This window comes from Kitasatospora sp. NPDC051914, from assembly GCF_040680995.1.
Classification (GTDB): Bacteria; Actinomycetota; Actinomycetes; order Streptomycetales; family Streptomycetaceae; genus Kitasatospora.
This window is the reverse complement of record NZ_JBFAXX010000010.1, coordinates 28,330-44,809: the sequence shown is the minus strand read 5'-3', so window position 1 is coordinate 44,809 and position 16,480 is coordinate 28,330. Positions and strand designations below refer to the sequence as shown.

14 protein-coding genes are annotated in these 16,480 nt (G+C 72.8%); 9 read left to right on the top strand and 5 right to left on the bottom strand.

The features are described from left to right. Positions 1–10 precede the first annotated feature (10 nt). From AB0M03_RS09220 to AB0M03_RS09205, 4 genes are all read left to right on the top strand, one after another. Positions 11–718, top strand: coding sequence for an ABC transporter ATP-binding protein (locus tag AB0M03_RS09220; RefSeq protein ID WP_363490130.1), 708 nt, complete (start codon positions 11–13; stop codon positions 716–718). Further along, complete coding sequence (locus AB0M03_RS09215) at positions 715–3,063, top strand: FtsX-like permease family protein (protein ID WP_363490128.1); 2,349 nt, start codon at positions 715–717, stop codon at positions 3,061–3,063. Before AB0M03_RS09220 ends, AB0M03_RS09215 begins: the two co-directional genes overlap by 4 nt. Positions 3,064–3,517: 454 nt before the next feature. Continuing rightward, positions 3,518–4,402 carry a S1 family peptidase gene (locus tag AB0M03_RS09210; protein ID WP_363490126.1) on the top strand — a complete coding sequence of 295 codons (885 nt, stop codon included), beginning with the start codon at positions 3,518–3,520 and terminating at the stop codon, positions 4,400–4,402. Between the two features lie 141 nt (positions 4,403–4,543). Beyond that, the gene (locus tag AB0M03_RS09205; protein ID WP_363490124.1) at positions 4,544–5,446 is read left to right on the top strand and encodes a trypsin-like serine protease; all 903 of its coding nucleotides are present in this window, start codon (positions 4,544–4,546) and stop codon (positions 5,444–5,446) included. A 206-nt stretch (positions 5,447–5,652) separates the two neighbouring features. Here AB0M03_RS09205 and AB0M03_RS09200 read toward each other — a convergent pair whose 3' ends face one another. Both AB0M03_RS09200 and AB0M03_RS09195 read right to left on the bottom strand, forming a co-directional pair. Continuing rightward, a complete protein-coding gene (locus AB0M03_RS09200; protein ID WP_363490122.1) occupies positions 5,653–6,015 on the bottom strand; it encodes a hypothetical protein in 363 nt (120 codons plus the stop codon). Between the two features lie 329 nt (positions 6,016–6,344). Continuing rightward, positions 6,345–6,788 carry a helix-turn-helix domain-containing protein gene (locus AB0M03_RS09195; protein WP_363490120.1) on the bottom strand — a complete coding sequence of 148 codons (444 nt, stop codon included), beginning with the start codon at positions 6,786–6,788 and terminating at the stop codon, positions 6,345–6,347. 130 nt (positions 6,789–6,918) lie between these two features. Here AB0M03_RS09195 and AB0M03_RS09190 point away from each other — a divergent pair, with 130 nt between their 5' ends. Together AB0M03_RS09190 and AB0M03_RS09185 are read left to right on the top strand one after the other, a co-directional pair. Continuing rightward, a complete protein-coding gene (locus AB0M03_RS09190) occupies positions 6,919–7,791 on the top strand; it encodes an aldo/keto reductase family oxidoreductase (protein ID WP_363490118.1) in 873 nt (290 codons plus the stop codon). A gap of 913 nt (positions 7,792–8,704) precedes the next feature. Next, on the top strand, positions 8,705–9,043 hold the full coding sequence (locus AB0M03_RS09185) for an RNA polymerase-binding protein RbpA (RefSeq protein WP_363490116.1): 339 nt from the start codon (positions 8,705–8,707) through the stop codon (positions 9,041–9,043). Between the two features lie 97 nt (positions 9,044–9,140). Here AB0M03_RS09185 and AB0M03_RS09180 read toward each other — a convergent pair whose 3' ends face one another. The 3 genes from AB0M03_RS09180 to AB0M03_RS09170 all read right to left on the bottom strand — a co-directional run bounded on the left by AB0M03_RS09180 (position 9,141) and on the right by AB0M03_RS09170 (position 12,019). Further along, positions 9,141–9,878: a transglycosylase family protein gene (locus tag AB0M03_RS09180; protein WP_363490114.1), complete on the bottom strand. Its 738-nt coding sequence runs from the start codon at positions 9,876–9,878 to the stop codon at positions 9,141–9,143. Positions 9,879–10,619: 741 nt separating this feature from the next. After that, on the bottom strand, positions 10,620–11,480 hold the full coding sequence (locus AB0M03_RS09175) for a class F sortase (RefSeq protein ID WP_363490112.1): 861 nt from the start codon (positions 11,478–11,480) through the stop codon (positions 10,620–10,622). Between the two features lie 98 nt (positions 11,481–11,578). Continuing rightward, complete coding sequence (locus AB0M03_RS09170) at positions 11,579–12,019, bottom strand: excalibur calcium-binding domain-containing protein (RefSeq protein WP_363490110.1); 441 nt, start codon at positions 12,017–12,019, stop codon at positions 11,579–11,581. 294 nt (positions 12,020–12,313) lie between these two features. Between AB0M03_RS09170 and AB0M03_RS09165 the strand changes: the two genes are divergently transcribed. From AB0M03_RS09165 to AB0M03_RS09155, 3 genes are all read left to right on the top strand, one after another. Continuing rightward, on the top strand, positions 12,314–12,877 hold the full coding sequence (locus AB0M03_RS09165) for a hypothetical protein (protein WP_363490108.1): 564 nt from the start codon (positions 12,314–12,316) through the stop codon (positions 12,875–12,877). A 663-nt stretch (positions 12,878–13,540) separates the two neighbouring features. Beyond that, positions 13,541–14,881, top strand: a complete 1,341-nt coding sequence (locus AB0M03_RS09160) for an MFS transporter (protein WP_363490106.1) — start codon at positions 13,541–13,543, stop codon at positions 14,879–14,881. An 88-nt stretch (positions 14,882–14,969) separates the two neighbouring features. Further along, entirely contained in the window at positions 14,970–16,253 is a 1,284-nt protein-coding gene (locus tag AB0M03_RS09155) for a non-ribosomal peptide synthetase (RefSeq protein WP_363490104.1), read from the top strand. Positions 16,254–16,480 lie beyond the last annotated feature (227 nt).

Below are 16,480 nucleotides of genomic sequence, written 5' to 3'. Positions count from 1 at the left end.
GGAGCCTTTCATGACCATGCCGGTGATCGAACTGCACGAGGTGAGCCGCCGGTACGACGGCGGACCGCCCGCTCTGCACGAGGCGTCGCTGACCGTGCAGCCCGGCGAGGCCGTCGCGATCCTCGGCCCTTCCGGCAGTGGTAAGTCCACGCTGCTCAATCTGATCGCGGGCCTGGACCGGCCCGACACGGGAACCGTCACTGTGGACGGGGTGCGGGTGGACCAGCTGGGCGAAGCCGGAGCGGCGCTCTACCGGCGGTCGAAGATCGGCATGGTCTTCCAGTTCTTCAACCTGCTCGACGATCTGACCGTCACCGACAATGTCGTCCTGCCCGCGCGCCTCGCGGGTACGGCACGTGGCGAGGCAGACCGCCGGACGGCGGAACTCCTGGAGCTGCTGGGCATCGACCGGCACGCCCGCGCCTACCCGGGGCGGCTGTCCGGCGGCGAGCGGCAGCGCGTCGCGGTGGCCCGGGCGTTGATGAACCGGCCGGCGCTGCTCCTGGCCGACGAGCCGACCGGGGCCCTGGACACGGCCGCCGGACAGGACGTCAGCGAGCTGCTCTCCGGCCTCAACGCCGAGGGCCAGACCATCGTCGTGGTCACCCACGACCTGGCCCTGGCCCGGTCCTGCACGAACCGTACGGTCCGGATCGCCGACGGCCGGATCACCGAGGACGTCCGGTCGCAGGCCGTCGCATCGGAGGCCGTTCGATGAGCGCGCTCGGCAAGGTGGTGCGCTCGGGGGTGGGACGACGCCGGGTGCAGACGCTGGCGATCGGGCTCGCCACGATGATGGCGGCGGCCGCCTCCGTCCTCGGCGGATCGCTGCTCGTGGTTTCCGGCGCACCCTTCGACGACGCCTTCGTCCGGCAGCACGGCGCGCATCTGTCCGTGCAGTTCGACGCGGGCAAGGTGAGCGCCGGGCAGCTGTCGGGATCCAAGGACGCCGAAGGGGTGAGCGACGCGGCCGGGCCGTTCCGTACGGCGACGGTCACCCCGCAGTCGGACGGGGCAGGCCCCGGGTGGCCGATGACCGTGGTCGGCCGGGGCGATCCCGGCCGGGACGTGGACGAGGTGGCACTGCTCGACGGGCGGTGGCCCACGCGCTCCGGCGAGATCGTGCTGTCCGCCGACTCCTCGCTCTTCCCCACCATGGGCATGAAGATCGCCTTCCCCGATCTGTCCGGTAGTCCGACACTGACGGTGGTCGGTGTGGCCCGCTCGGTCACGCACACCGCTGACGCCTGGGTGGTTCCCTCCCAGATACCCGCGCTCACCGCGCCCGGCAGCGGCGGCTACCAGATGCTCTACCGCTTCACCGACGCGGGTACCGTCGCGCAGATCACCGCGGGCGGCAAGGCAGTGACCGAATCCCTGCCACCGGGAACGGCCGTCGGTGAACAGTCATGGCTCACCGTCAAGAAGACCGCCGAGCGCGATACCGCCGTCTACGTCCCGTTCCTCATCGCGTTCGGCGCTCTGGGCCTGGTCATGTCGGTGCTCATCGTCGGCAACGTCGTCGCGTCGGCCGTCGGCACGGGAACGCGCCGCATCGGCATCCTCAAGGCCCTCGGCTTCACCCCGTCCCAGGTCGTGCGGGCCTACGTGGGCCAGGCGCTGATCCCGACCACCGTCGGCACGGCTCTCGGTGTCCTCGCCGGTCACCTGCTCGCCGTCCCCGTACTGGCCGAGACCGAGGAGGTCTACGGCACCTCGTCCCTGGCCATCACCCCCTGGGTCGACCTGGCGGTGGTCGCCGGGGTGCTCGGCCTGGTGGCGGTGACCGCCTGGGCGAGTTCCTGGCGGGCCGGGCGGCTGCGTACGGTCGATGCGCTCGCCGTCGGGCGTACCGCTTCGGCGGGGCGCGGCCGGTGGGCGGCCCGCCTGGCCGGACGGCTGCCGTTGCCGCAGCCCGTCGCCCTGGGCCTTGCCCGGCCCTTCGCGCGGCCCGCCCGCACGCTGGCCATGGGCACGGCGATCCTGTTCGGCGCCATCGCCGTCACGTTCACCGTGGGGATGGGCGCCTCGCTCGGCCAGGTGATGAAAGCCAGGGCCCACGACACCGCCGATGTCGTCGTGCCCGCGCCCTTGCCGGACTTCGGCCCCCGAGGCGCTGGCCCCGAGAAGCAGTCCGAGGTCGATCCTGCTGCGGTTGCCGCTGCCATCGAGGCCGCCGCCGGGACCGGGAAGCACTACAGTGCCGCGACGGTACGGGCGACCGTGTCCGGCCTGACCGGCACCATCGACGTGAACGCCTTCACGGGCGACGCCTCCTGGGGCGGCTACACGATGGTCTCGGGCCGCTGGATCGACAAGCCCGGCGAGGCCGTGGTCCCGACCCCCTTCCTGGCCGCCACCGGCGCCCGCATCGGCGACACCGTCACCCTGAACGGCCTGGCCGAGCCGGTCACGGTCAGGATCGTCGGCGAGGTCCTCGACCCCCGCAACGACGGCATGCAGGTCTTCACCGACGCCTCGACCCTCACGGCCGCGCATCCCGACCTGGCGGAGACGAGCCATCACATCGCGGTCACATCAGGCACCGATGTCTCCGCCTACGTCGACACGCTGAACAAGGATCTGGCACCGCTGGGTGTCACCGCCCGGGCCGGCGGGCTTGACGCCGGCAGCGACATGGTCGTCACGCTCAACGCGCTGTCCGCGATCCTCACGCTGATGCTCGTCGCCGTCGCCGCGCTGGGCGTGCTCAACGGCGTGCTGCTCGACACCCGCGAGCGCGTCCGGGAGATCGGCGTCCACAAGGCGCTCGGCATGACGCCCCAGCAGACCATCGCGATGGTCATCACCTCGGTCGTCGTGACCGGACTGGTCGCGGGCACTCTGGGCGTGCCGCTCGGCGTAGCCCTGCACGGCTGGGTCGTCCCCGCGATGGGCGACAGCGTGGGGCTCCGCCTCCCCGGTTCCGTCATCGCGGTTTACCACGGAGCCGAACTGTTCCCGCTCGCACTCGGTGGCCTGCTCATCGCCACCCTGGGTGCGCTCCTGCCCGCCGGCTGGGCAGCCAGGGCCCGAACCGCCACGGCCCTGCGCACCGAATAGGAGGTCAAGTTCGGAGCCCGTGCCTCCGACCCTCACCGCAAGGAGCGGTGGGGGTCGGTCGGCTACCGGCCCTCATCAAGGCGGTGAGCGTGTACGACCAGCAGCGGCGGGTGGAAGGGACAAGCCGTAGGCGCATCCTCTCCACCCGTCGGTTGACCTGGGACGAGAGCATGAAGCGGGATCTGCCCGAACGCCCCGCCTTCGTACGTGCGTTGCGCTCCGCGGCCGCCCGCCGCCACTACCACTCGCGCGGCGGGGCCGGAACCCGACATCTTCATCAGCCTTCCGGAGCGAAATGGTCGCCGTCATCGTGGCGGCAGTCTTGTGCCGCCACGCCGAGGTGCCCAATACTCCCTCTCAGCGCGCCTGTCAGGGGCAGATCACCCTACGCTGCCACCTTCCTGACTGCGCCTCACGGCCCAACCCCGACACGGGCACTCCCAGGAGGAGATCAGTGAGGATCAAGCGCACCACCCCCACCAGAAGGATCGCGAGGCACACCCGAGTCCTCGCCGCCACCATCGGCCTGCTGTCCGCCACCGCGGTAGCCGCGCCGAGCGCCATCGCCGCTCCGGCCGAGTCCTTCAGCCCGGCCCAGCTCTCCGCGGTGAGCGAGGCCGTGCTGGGCGCGGACGTCGGCGGCACCGCATGGTACGTGGACCACCGCTCCGGTCGCGTGGTCGTGACCGCCGACAGCACCGTCTCCCCCGCCGCGCTCGCCAAGATCAAGAAGGCGGCCGGGGCGGATGCCGGCGCGCTCAGAATCCAGCGGGCGGCCGGTACGTTCGCCCCGCTGCTGGCCGCCGGCAACGCCATCTACGGTGGCGGCTACCGCTGCTCGCTCGGCTTCAACGTGGTCAGCGGGAGCACCTACTACTTCATCACCGCCGGGCACTGCGGCAACGTCGCCAACACCTGGTACACGACGTCCAGCCAGAGCACGCCGATCGGTGCGACCGTCAACTCCAGCTTCCCGGGCAACGACTACGCGCTGGTCCGGTACGACAACGCCTCGCTGAGCCACACCGGCGGCTTCTCCTCCGCTCCCGACGCGTACGTGGGCGAGTCGGTCAAGCGCACCGGGTCGACCACCGGCACGCACGGCGGCACCGTGACGGGGCTGGATGCCACCGTCCACTACTCCGGCGGCGGCACCGTCCGGGGCATGATCCAGACCAACGTCTGCGCCGAGCCCGGCGACTCCGGCGGCCCGCTCTACGACGGCACCAAGGCGCTCGGCATCACCTCGGGCGGCAGCGGCGACTGCCGTACGGGTGGCACGACCTTCTTCCAGCCCGTCAACGAGGCGCTCGCCAAGTACAACGTGAGCGTCTTCTGACCGGCCCGGGGCCCGGCCGCCGCGCGCACGGCGGGTACGGCCGGGCCCCGGCGCTCGTCGACGGACCACAACCGGTCGACTGAGAAGACCGACACCAGGCGAGGCCGCCGGGGACGGGCGGCCCGGAAGGAGATCCGAATCATGCCCAGCAAGAGAACCGAGGCCCTGCTGAGACAGGCCGGCGTCGCGGTCGGTACGGCCGCGGCCGGCGCGGGTCTGCTCGCCGCGCTGGCGGGGCCCGCCGCCGCGATCAACTCGTACAACGCCGCGCCCGCGCCCGAGCGCACCGAGGTCGGGGCGCTGGTGGTGCAGTGGGACGACGACGAGAACCCCGCCACTGCGGACCGGGTGGACTGGATGTGCTCGGGCACCATGGTGGACCGCGACACGTTCCTCACCGCCGCGCACTGCACCAGCGACTGGCCGACCGGTGCCCGCTTCTACGTCTCCCTGGGGCAGGACGTGCAGTCCGCCCTCGACGCCGCCGCGGCCGCGCACCCCGGAGATCCGGCCGCCGTCGCCTCAGCGGTCGCCGTGGAGGGTGTCGCCCACCAGGACCCCGCGTACCCGGGCCCGTCCGCCGATCCGCACGACATCGCCGTGATCCAGCTGCCCGGGCGGGCGGTCGCCGCGCGCTGGGCGTTCACCCCGGCCGCCCTGCCCACGGCGGGCCAGCTCGACGGGCTCGGCCCGCAGGGGCTGAACACGACATCCTTCCAGCTGGTCGGCTACGGCACCCAGGAGGCGCAGCGCGGACCCGGCGGACAGACCCATCCGGGCGGCGGCGTCCGGATGAAGGCCCCTGTGACGTTCGACGCGCTGAACGCGCCGTGGGTACGGCTGGCAATGACCGCGCCGCAGGGCAACGGTGGCGCCTGCTACGGGGACTCCGGCGGGCCGAACTTCGCCGAGATCGACGGGCAGTTCCTGTTGGTTGCGACGACCATCACCGGGGACGGGCCCTGCTACGCGACCAACGTGTCGTACCGGCTCGACGCTCCGGCCGCGCGGGCGTTCCTCGAGCCGTTCGTCGCGCTCCCCTGACGGAGGCTCGCAGGCTCGCCTGCCGACACCGAGCGTCCGGGCCCGGCGGATCCGCCGGGCCCGGACGCCTACGGCGTCGACATCCGATTTCTTGCCGATGTCCAGGGCGGCGACGAGTTCGACGATCTCCTCGGTCTCCTGGGTTTCTTCCAGCACTGGTTCCTCCTGGCTGTCCGGAGGGGCAGCCGCTGACCGACCGGCGGGCCCTACCAGGCCACGCCCAGGGCCTCCAACTGCCCGAGCGCCGTCAGGCCCTGGGTAAAGCGGTCCGCGCGGGACACCTTCGGCTCCGCCGCGGCCGCCGCCCGCGCGGCCGCCGGCTCCTGGTCCTCCTCGATGCCGACCGCCGGCGCCAGGAGGTCCTGCTGCTCCTGGTCGAGCTCGGCGAAGCCCGCCCGCTGCGCCCGGACCCAGCGGCCGAGCTGCTCGCCCTCGAACATGGTCTCCTCGGGCAACTGCGCCCAGTCCACCTGGCCGTCGGACTCCAGCCACCACGACCTGGCTACGCCATGGATGCGCTGCCACACGATCGGCCGGCTCGGGCACCACCACGGGTCGATCTCCTCCAACGCGCGGCGCCGCTCCGGCGCGAGGGCACCGGCTCGCCCGTGGGCACCTGGGCGGCGGCCCGCAGCTCGGCGAGCCACGTTCCGATCGGATACCCGCCGATCGACGCCCGCGCCGGCGCCGCCAACGAGCCGGCATGCTCCTTCGCCGGCACCTGCGCCCAGCCCGGGCCGGCCTCGAACCCGGCGTCAGAGACGGACCAGATCATCCCCAGCGCATCGAGCGGGCCTCTGGACCACCCACCGCTGGGACGACCGCCCGAAGCGACGCCCATGAGCATCCAGGCCAGGTGCCCGAAACGGGCAGTCGGCCTCGTCCGCCCTTGTGGCTTTCAGACGACGCGGGTGTCGTAGGTCTCGCGGTTGGCGAGCACATCGTCCATGTGCGCCTCGGCCCAGGCTTTGAGGCCGCGCATCATCTCGTACAACGACATGCCGAGATCGGTCAGCTCGTAGGAGACCGTGACCGGCACGGTCGGCACCACGGTGCGGGACACCAGGCCGTCGCGCTCCAGGGAGCGCAGTGTCTGGGTGAGCATCTTCTGGCTGACGCCGGCCAGCAGGCGCAGCAGCTCCGAGTAGCGCAACGCCCGGGGCTCGCCGGCGCAGTCGGTGCCCGGCTGATGCGGGGCGTCGCTGCCGAGCGCGGCCAGGATCAGTGCAACCCATTTGTCGGAGATCCGGTCGAGCAGCTTGCGACTGGGGCAGAGCGCCACGAAGGCGTCGTACTCCACCTTGGCCAGTGCCCTCTGCTGGGCCGCCGTCATCGTCGCCATCGGCCGCTCCTCTCACCCGCGAGTGCCTTACGCACTCCGTAGTACCTACTTCCTGTCAGGAAGCTACCCACCAATGATGGTGCAAGGTGCCGACAGGCACCACCACCTCGCTGGACACGAAAGGCAGAGAATGAGCACGCTCCCCGCCACGCTTCCCGGCGGCATCTGGACCCTGGGCGACCTGACCGTCACCCGGTTCGGCTACGGTGCCATGCAGCTCGCCGGCCCCTGGGTCATGGGCCCGCCCGCCGACCGCGACAGCGCACTCACCGTCCTGCGCGAGGCCGCCGGCCTCGGCATCACCCACATCGACACCGCCGACGCCTACGGCCCGCACATCACCAACCAACTGATCCGCGAAGCCCTGCACCCGTACCGCGACACGCTGCACATCGTGACCAAGGTCGGCGCGACCCGGGACCAGGAGGGCGGCTGGCCCCCGGCACGCAGGCCCGAAGAGCTGCGCAGGGCTGTCCAGGAGAACCTGGAGAACCTCGGCCTCGAGACGCTGGATGTGGTCAACCTCCGGCTCGGCGACGCCCAGAGTCCAGTGCCGGGTTCGCTCGCCGAGGCGTTCGAAACACTCGTCGAACTCCAGCAGCAGGGACTGATCCGGCACCTCGGCGTGAGCAACGCGACGGCGGCACAGGTCGCAGAGGCACGCTCGATCGCGCCGATCGTGTGCGTCCAGAACATGTACAACCTCGCCCACCGCCAAGACGACGAGCTGATCGACGAACTCGCCGAACATGACATCGCCTACGTGCCCTTCTTCCCCCTCGGCGGCTTCAGCCCGCTGCAGTCCTCCGCGCTCACGGCCGTGGCCTCCCGGCTGGACGCAACGCCGATGTCGGTCGCTCTGGCCTGGCTGTTGCAGCGGTCGCCGAACATCCTGCTGATCCCCGGCACCTCGTCGGTGGCACACCTGCGAGAGAACGTCGCAGGCGCGGGACGCCGGCTCTCCGACGACGATCTTGCCGAGCTGGACAAGATCGGCCGCTAACCCCACGGCAGGCAGCAGCGCCGCGAATCGGTCCCACAGCGGGTCGGTCAGCCATGCCGGAAGGACGGGCACAGGTCTCCCCAGTGGTTGCAGAGCGTCGCAACTCCATGATCACTGACACCTGTGCCTGCCTTGCCGTCGAAGCCCCACCCCGCCAATCTGCGCGAGCTCCAAGAGAAGTAGTGACAACGGTGGAGGCGAGCCCCTTCCGGACGCCCGTGGGGAATCTGCGGGTGGTTTCGCGCGCGAGCCGCGCACCACACCCGCGGCCTCCAAGCCAAACCGCACCGGCGGCTTTGCCGCGACCACATCGGCCGGTCCGGACCCACTGAGTTCGTGGTGTTGGCGCTGACAGTCGCGTAGACGATCCAGCGGCTCGCGTTCAGCGTCTGGGCGATGCACTCGGCCATCGCCTCGCCCAGCGGGGCGATCGACGATTCCGGGGCCTCCAGCACGGGTGCGTCCTCCAGGTCGAGTCCGTGGCGCTCCAGGTGCTGGACGAGGAGGCGGGCGAGGCAACGGGACGGCTCACCGGTGTGCAGCTGGTCGTCGTCCCGGCCGAGCCGGCCTGGTGCAGCGGCCCGTTCATTCTGCGTAGCGGGCCCATGGTGAGCTGCGGATTTCGCAGTTCTGGCAGGGTGCCGACGGCCAGGGTGCGCCGATCGCTTGTGCGTCATGCGGTTTGTCTTGTTCCGTCGAGCCCTTCTCGGGCTGTGTGCCGGTTGACGGTGGCGCGCGCTGCGCACTTCAGCGAGCTGCAGTTCAGGCGGGAAGCCACAGGGGCTGATTTCCAGAGATCGGCGACGGCCCGGCGCCTGCGCGGGGGGTGTGGGCCAGGTTTGCCGGCGTGGGCGTACGCTGGGCGTCCCCATGCACATCCGAGGCGTGGACATCATGACCGAGGAGAGCGATCGTGGCACAGGGACGTGGCGGCATCAGGGGTGCGCGGATCGGTTCGGGGCCGATGGGGGAGTCCGAGCGCGGCGATCTCGCCCCTCGTACGGCGGTGTCGTTCTGGTGCGGCAACGGCCACCGGACCCAGATCAGCTTCGCGATCGAGGCGGTCATCCCGCAGGAGTGGGACTGCCGCAGCTGCGGTCTGCCCGCCGGCCCCGACCCCGACGACGTGCCTGTCGCCCAGGGCCACGCCCCCTACCGGACGCACCTGGGCTACGTCCGGCAACGCCGCACCCAGGAGGACGGCGAGATCCTGCTCAACGAGGCACTGGCCAAACTGCGCGGGACCATCTGAGCTCCCTGGAACGGCGCCGCGAGCGCTGCAGCGTGGTGCTCCCACCCACCCCGGGGACGGCGGAGCAGGACACGTCGCGGCAGCGCCGACCACTACCTCACCGACGGTCGACGCCCTCCGCAGTACACGCCGACCGCGTCCTCGTCGGCCGACTCCAGGTTCCGACGGGTCCGCGACGTCCTGAGAGGCAGTCAGGTGGCTGTTGACCTGGGGTGAGCCGGATCGGGACGTCAGGGGAGACGGAGGGTCTGTCCGGCCAGGATGAGGTCGGGGTTGTCGCCGATGGTGTCGTGGTTGGCCTGCTAGAGGGCGGGCCAGCCGCCGGGAACCTGCAGGCCTTGGGCGATGGCGCCGAGAGTGTCGTCGTCGTCCTGCACCACGACGATGCCGTCATCCGCCGGGCCGGAGTCCGCGGCCGTGTCCGGTTCGGCGGCCGTCGCGCTCTGGCCGGTGGTCGGCTTCGGGGCGGCGGGCTGGTCGGCGGCGGACCGGGGCGCGGGGACGCTGTGGTGGCTGGTGGTGCGGTTGGCCCGTGCGCCGCAGGCGGGCCAGGGGGTAAGTCCCGGCGGGCGGCAAGGTGTTCGGCGACGGCGATCTGCTGCTCGCGGGTGGCGAGGTCAGGGCGGGCCGCGTAGGCGGTGCCGCCGTTGGCGCGCCACGTTGACTGGTCGAACTGGAGGCCGCCGTAGTGGCCGTTGCCGGTGTTGAGGTGCCAGCGGCGGCCGCTCTCGCACGCCGCGACCTTGTCCCAGTCGATGCCCTGTCCGGCGGCCGTGCCCGCGGCAGTCGCGGTTCGGGCGGGGGCGCGCTTGCGGGGGCGGTGGTGGCGGTCCACAGGCCGGCGGCGCGGGCGAGGAGTAACTGCAGGATCCGGTGGGCGACGGACATGGCGGACTTCACTCCCCGAGAGGGTCGGCGATCGGGCGGCCGCCGCCCGGGGCACCGCCCTTCCAGCGATCGCACACACCGCGGCCGCTGCCCGGCCGACACCCCGGCAACATCACCCGCCCGGCTGAGCCACGCCACCCGTGCACCGCACACGTGCGGGCAGCCTCGGCCGGGCGGCGGTGTGGCCTCGCGCCGCCTCGTCCCGCTGCCGCGCACGCACCGCGTCGGAGGAGACTCCCGGAACACGTGCGCGCCTTCCCTGGCCGGGCCGCGGTCGGTCGTATGGCCGTTTGGGCGAGGCGGTGTCCGCCCCGTCCCCGTGGTGCCCGGCCCGGTCGTCCTCCCCCTGACAGCCGGGCCGTGTTGTGCGGCCGGCCTGGGCCGGTGAGATCCCAGCTGCGGCAGTCGACGTCCCGCAGCCCACGCCCCCACCGGCTTTCTCGGCTTCTGCTCGCCCGGCACCGGGGCGGAGGGGCGCAGGCAAACCGTCTGCGGTCCCGATTTGCAGCACACTCGCGCCCCCACCGTCCCGAGCCCGCTGGCTGCCCCCGGCTGCAACCTGCCCTTGCGCAGCGTCGTCACCGTCACGGAGCGTGAGTATCACGCACCCTGCTCCAGCTGACGCTCGCCCGCCGCCGCTTCGGGGCGAGCGCCCCGGGTTCGCCGGCCGTGCCCTGGGCCGCTGATCTCAGCTCGGCAAGCCAAGCGGCCGGTGATGCGGACGGGGCCGGGGGCCGGCTTCCTGCCGTACCCCTGAGGCGGCAACGGCAACGGCAACGGCAGGGGCAGGGGCAGGGGCAGGGGCAGGGGCAGGAGATCCGGTGAACGCTGGGGGCCCGAGTGGGTGCGCCTTGCCTGCACGACAACACCGGACTGCCGTCAGGTGGGCGTAGACGACGGTGTTGTCCTGGTAGCCGCCGCGTTCGCGGTCGAAGGGCCCGGCGCAGGTGATGAGGCGCAGTTCGGCCCGCGTGGCCGGTTGGTAGACGCGGTTGCTCGGAAAATCGGTCTTGGGGTAGTCCTCGATCGCGTCGATGGTGAAGACCGCGGTTTGCCCGTCGCGGCGGTCCAGCGCCACTGTCTGGCCGGGCGTGAGGGCGGAGAGTCGGTAGAAGACGGCGGGCCCGGTGCGGGTGTCGAGGTGGCCCACGACGAGGGCGGTGCCGACTTCACCTGGCGAGACCCCGCCGTCGTACCAGCCGGCCAGGTTGCGGTCGTCCGATGCGGGTGGCTGCAGCGTGCTTGTGGAGTCCAGACGTACCGGGATCAATGGGGCGTCGATTCCCAAGTCCGGGATGCGGATCCGTGTCGGATCCGAGCGGAACATCGCTACGCGAGCACCCTGCGGTTCCGGTGTCGGCGCCGCCGTCCTGGTTGGGGGGTTCTGCGCCGCTCGGGGCCGGACCGGCATGGGTGCGACGGCCTCGGAGAAGGTCACCCAGGCGGCGGCCGCCAGGAACAGCGCGATGACCACCAAGACCATCGGCACGAAGACCGCGCTCTGCCGATGGGTGGGTACGGTCTCAACCGGCTCTGGGTGGTCAGACACACCGCCCCCTCACTCTCGTCATCGGTCCACGGTTCGGTCTCGGCGCAATGGCCGGCCGTGGGGCCGCAGCCGCGGGCCCCACGTCCAGGAGCGAGTGGTCAGTTCGATCGGCCACCCAGCCGTCGGCGCGCGATGCCGGCGCCGACGGCCACGAGCACGGCCCCGCCCGCCAGGCCGGCGGCGACCAGGAGCCGCGTGCCATCCCGTGCGGGGCCGGTACCGGCCGGCACGCCGCCGACGGGCACCTGCACCGCCGCTGCGGGGGCGGACGCCGGAGCGGACACGGCCGACGAGCCGTCAGCGGCCGGAGCTGTCGTGACGGCACCCGTGGTGGCGCGGGGCAAGACCTCGCACGCGATGCCGTCGTTGTCGGCGTCCAGGTTGTCGGAATCGAACGGGTCGGCGTTGAACACCGCCTGAGCCTGTTCCTGGGTCGAAAAGTTGGCACAGTCGAGATCCTGCGCATGGGACATGCCGGCCAGCGGGAGGCACGCGCCGGCGGCGAGGGCTGCGGCACTGAGGGCAACACGAAGGCGCATCACATGATCCCTGCCTTGAGTAGTCGAACCATCACTCAAGGTACGAAGACCCGGTCGACGCGCCACTCGGCACCAGGCCCTCCCGGCAGTGCTGCGCCCTTCTGGCCCTGTCGGCGAGAGGGAAAACAGATCGCATACGAGGCGACCGGACTGCTCCGCCCGAGTGAACGTCCAACGCCGACCCGGGACCACACCGCCGCCCGCTCCACGCCGTGCTCTGCGAGTCGCGCCGGCTGCCGGTGTCGGTTTCGCGCGGCGGGCCGGCTGGTTGTTCAGCCATGCACCGAGGCCGACGTGGACGACCTCGGTGCTCTCCTCCCCACCGGCGCCGACCACCGTGACCTCCAGCGGCTCCTTGCGGGGACGCGGGGCCCGCACGTGACCCTCCCGCTCGACGAACGCGGCGAGGGCGGCCAGGCCCTCGACGCCGATCGCGGCCAGCAGGTCCTGCTGATCGCTCTCCAGGCCGGGTCGGCCGGCGCGCTGCGCCACGACCCACCGGTCGAGCTGCTCGCCCTCGAACACCGTCTCCTCGGGAAGCTGTGCCCAATCGGCCCGTACGTCGGTCTTCAGCCACCACCTGGCCGCCGGCTGAACGCGATCATGTACGTGACGCTCTACGTGACCGACCAGGACCGCGCCTTGGACTTCTGCACGCGGCAGCTCGAGCTGGAGAAGCGGATCGACTGTCCGAACCCGGACGGGTGTTTCCTCGCCGTGGGTGTGCCCGGCGGCCCGGTCGAGATCGTCCTGTGGTCGCACGCCGCCGCCGCGGGGCAGCCCGCCGGGGCACTCCCGGACACCACGCCCGGCCCGGTCTTCCTGAAGTCGGACGATCTGGGGAAGGCTGATCGGTGATCCGCGGGGGCGATCGGGGCGGAAGCGGCCGAACGGGCGAGACGCGGGTGTAGGCGGTCGAGGATCGCAATCGCGGTCCGGCGTCGGCAGGGTGGCGCAGGGGCAGTGGCTGCCGTTGTCGGAGGCGACGGGTGCGGCCGGCGCCGGTGACCTGTCGGAGGAGCACGCAGCTGACGGCGGCATCGACCGGCAACGGGCCGGTCGAGCGGCCGAACGGACGGGACCGAAGTCCCGGTCGCCGCATCACCACCGGCGCCGGCATGCGCCACCCGTGCCGAGGCGGCCGCCGGTCCCGCCCGGGCCGGAGCGCCCGCTGGTCCCCGCCACGCGCGGAGGGCGTAGACGAACGATCGACCGTATCACCGTACGGTGAGCGGAACATGACGATCCGCCAGCCGTTCACGCGATCCGGCCATGTTGGAGAGGTCCGTCCGATGGCGTGAAAGTGTGCGTCCGGATAACGGACGACGATGGGAGTGGGTGGCCGGTCGAGCCCCGGAGTGCCGCCTTCCCCGCGGCCCGTACGGCCTTCGGGTGCCGGCCGGGCGCCTCGCGTCCCGCCGGAGCCGGGACGGGCGCGGCCGGATCCGGATGTCAGGGGGGAAGTCCGGAAATGGTCCTGTCGGTTTCGCGGTATCGAATTCGTGACCGAGAGTCGAAGAGATGAACGACACGCCTCGTCCGGGCCGGGACCGCCTGCTGGCCCACCGCGACTTCCGACACCTGCTGGCCGGCGCGGCCGCCGCCCAGGCGGGCAGCCAAGTGACCCTGGTGGCACTACCGCTGGTCGCGGTGCTGGAGCTGGACGCGAGCCCCTTCCAGGTCGGCCTGCTGACCGCGGCGGAGACCGCCGCCTTCCTGCTGGTGGGCCTGCCCGCCGGCGCGTGGCTGGACCGGGTGCGCAAGCTGCCGGTCCTGGTCCGTGCCGACGTGGTGCGCTGCTTGGCCGTCGGATCGATCCCGCCGGCCGCGCTGGCCGGTGTGCTGACGATGGCCCAGCTCTACCTGGTCGCCCTGGTCACCGGGGTGGCGACGGTCTTCTTCGACGTCGCCCACCAGTCCTTCCTCCCGCAGGTGCTGCCGCGCGAGCAACTGGTCGGAGGGAACGGCGCGTTGGAGACCGTTCGGTCCTCGGCGCAGATCGCCGGGCCCGGCCTGGGCGGCGGCCTGGTGCAGTTGCTCGGAGCCCCGCTGGCGATCGCCGCCGACGCGGTGGGCTACCTGACCTCGGCCGTGCTGTTGCTGCGCATCAGGGTCACCGAGGCGGCGCCGCCCGCGCCGGAGCCCGGGCGGACCTTGCGCGCGGAGGTCGCCGAGGGGATCCGGTTCGTGCTGCGGCACCGGCTGCTGCGGGTGATCGCGGCCGCGACGGCGCTGTCCAACCTGTTCGCCGCGGTGCTGATGGCGGTCCAGACCGTCTTCTGGATCCGGGTCCTGGAACTCTCCCCGGTGGCCGTCGGTCTCCTCCTGTCGGTCTCGGCGGTCGGCGGGCTGGCCGGCGCGCTCTGCGCCGGATGGCTGGCAGGCCGGGTGGGCCAGGCCCGGCTGATCCTGCTGTCCACCGCGGTGACCGCGCCGTTCGCGCTGCTCTGGCCGCTGGCCCGCGGCGGCGCCGGCGGCGGCGTGTTGTTCGCGGTCGGCTCGGGTGCGGTGCTGTGCGGCGCGGTGGTCTACAACGTCGCCCAGGTCAGCTTCCGGCAGTCCGTCTGTCCGCCGGAGCTGCTGGGGCGGATGAACGCGACCATGCGCTTCCTGGTCTGGGGCACCCTGCCGCTCGGAGCCCTCGCGGGCGGAGCGGTCGCCGACGCCGCCGGGCCGCGAGCCGCCCTGTGGGTGTGTGCCCTCGGCTTCCTCGCCGTACCGCTCCCGCTGCTGTTCTCCCCGCTGCGCGGGATGCGCGACCTGCCCGCCGCGACGGAGGTCGCCGTCCCCACCGCCGAGTCCGGCACCGCCGGACCGCGCGATGCCGCCCCGGACCGGGAGACGAGAAGCGGAACGGCCTGAGCCGACCGGCCCACCGGGAACGCCACCGGCCCGCCGGGTACGCCCCCCTCACCCACCACCGAGACCCGTCCCAGAAAGCAGGACACCCGTGCCCACCAGCATCACCGCCGCGTACCTCGACCGGTACCGGTCCGTCGCGGACTCGGGCGGCCCGGCGGAGCTGCTGCCGCTCACCGGCGCCCAGCGCCGCTTCCTGCTCACCCGCCGGCTCGACCCGCAGGGCCGCCCGGACGTGGTGCCGCTGTTCTTCGCCTTCCCCCGCGGCACGGTCGACCCGGAGCGGCTGCGCCGCGCCGCCGTCCGGCTGGCCGCCCGCCACCCGGCCCTGCGCGGCCGCCTCACCGCGCTGCGCGGGACACCGGTGCTCAGGCTCGGCGAACCCTCGGTGGAGGTCGCCACCGTGGCGGTCGGTCCCGGCGGCACGGCGGTCGAGGCGCTGCGGCAGGCGCTGCTGGACCGGCCCGCGGACGGCCCGGTGCTGCGGCTGCTGGTCGCCGCCGAGCCCGAGGCCGACGAGGAGGTGCTGGCCCTGGTCCTCGACCACGCCGCCTGCGACGAGCAGTCGCTGGGCATCGTCACCGACGGGCTCGGCGCCCACTATCGGGACGGCGCCGTGGACCCGGGCGCTCCGGGGGACGGCCTGGCCGCCTACCGGGACGCGGTGGAACGGCAGTTGGCCGCCGAGGCGGCCGCCGCGAGTCCCACCGCGCACGCCCACTGGGGCGCCCGGCTCGGCGGCCTGTCCGGTACGCCGGTGAGCGGTGCCACCCGGCCCGGCACCCGGCCCACCGGCATGCTCGTCGAACGGCTGCCGGCCGCCACCGGGGCCGCGCGCGGCGCCGTCTTCCCCGCCCTGCTGGACGCCGTGTCGGCCGCCGGGTACGCGCTGTTCGGCCCGGACCGTCCGCTCGCCCTGGGCTACCCCTGGGGCGGGCGTCCGGCCGGCACCGCGCCGGACGTCCTGGGATGCTTCCTCAACACGCTGGTCCACCCGGCCGCACCCGGCCCCGGGGACCTCGACGGGCTCAGCGCCTCCTGGTGGGACGACCTGGACCACGCCGACACTCCGTTCGACGAGGTGGTGCACGCCGCCCGGTCCGGTGGTGCGCACTGGTCCGGAGCCCTGGACGGGCTACTGACCTTCGAGGACCTGGGCCGCCGGCCCCCGCTGGTGCTCGACGACGCCGTGGGCCGGGAGACCCACCTCGCCGGCCGCCCGGTGGCCGCCCCCTTCGCGGTCTCCGCCTCGCACGGCTCGGAGTTGCTGGTCCGGCTCGCCTGGGACCGTGACCGGTTCCGGGACACCGCCGCCGAAGCCGCCTTCCGGACCCTGCTGAGCACCCTGCGGCACCACCTGCATCCCACCGGCTGACCCCGACCAGCCCCCGGGCACCGCCCGACCAACCGACCAGCCCCCGGGCACCGCCCGCCCGACCAACCGACCAGCCCCCGCGCACCGCCCGACCGCCACCGCGGTCCGGCGGACCGTCAACCGTCGTCGCCGACGTGACGCACCGCCCCGACCCGGTGCGTCCCACCACCGGCGGAGGCCACCACGACGGGAGCCACCACCCCATGGCTCCCGCCGCCACCGGGCCC

Bases quoted from the DNA above. Each gene is read 5' to 3' on its own strand.
- AB0M03_RS09220 (WP_363490130.1), top strand. From the start codon at position 11: ATGACCATGCCGGTGATCGAACTGCACGAGGTGAGCCGCCGGTACGAC.
- AB0M03_RS09215 (WP_363490128.1), top strand. From the start codon at position 715: ATGAGCGCGCTCGGCAAGGTGGTGCGCTCGGGGGTGGGACGACGCCGG.
- AB0M03_RS09205 (WP_363490124.1), top strand. From the start codon at position 4,544: ATGCCCAGCAAGAGAACCGAGGCCCTGCTGAGACAGGCCGGCGTCGCG.
- AB0M03_RS09195 (WP_363490120.1), bottom strand. From the start codon at position 6,788: ATGGCGACGATGACGGCGGCCCAGCAGAGGGCACTGGCCAAGGTGGAG.
- AB0M03_RS09190 (WP_363490118.1), top strand. From the start codon at position 6,919: ATGAGCACGCTCCCCGCCACGCTTCCCGGCGGCATCTGGACCCTGGGC.
- AB0M03_RS09170 (WP_363490110.1), bottom strand. From the start codon at position 12,019: ATGCGCCTTCGTGTTGCCCTCAGTGCCGCAGCCCTCGCCGCCGGCGCG.
- AB0M03_RS09160 (WP_363490106.1), top strand. From the start codon at position 13,541: ATGAACGACACGCCTCGTCCGGGCCGGGACCGCCTGCTGGCCCACCGC.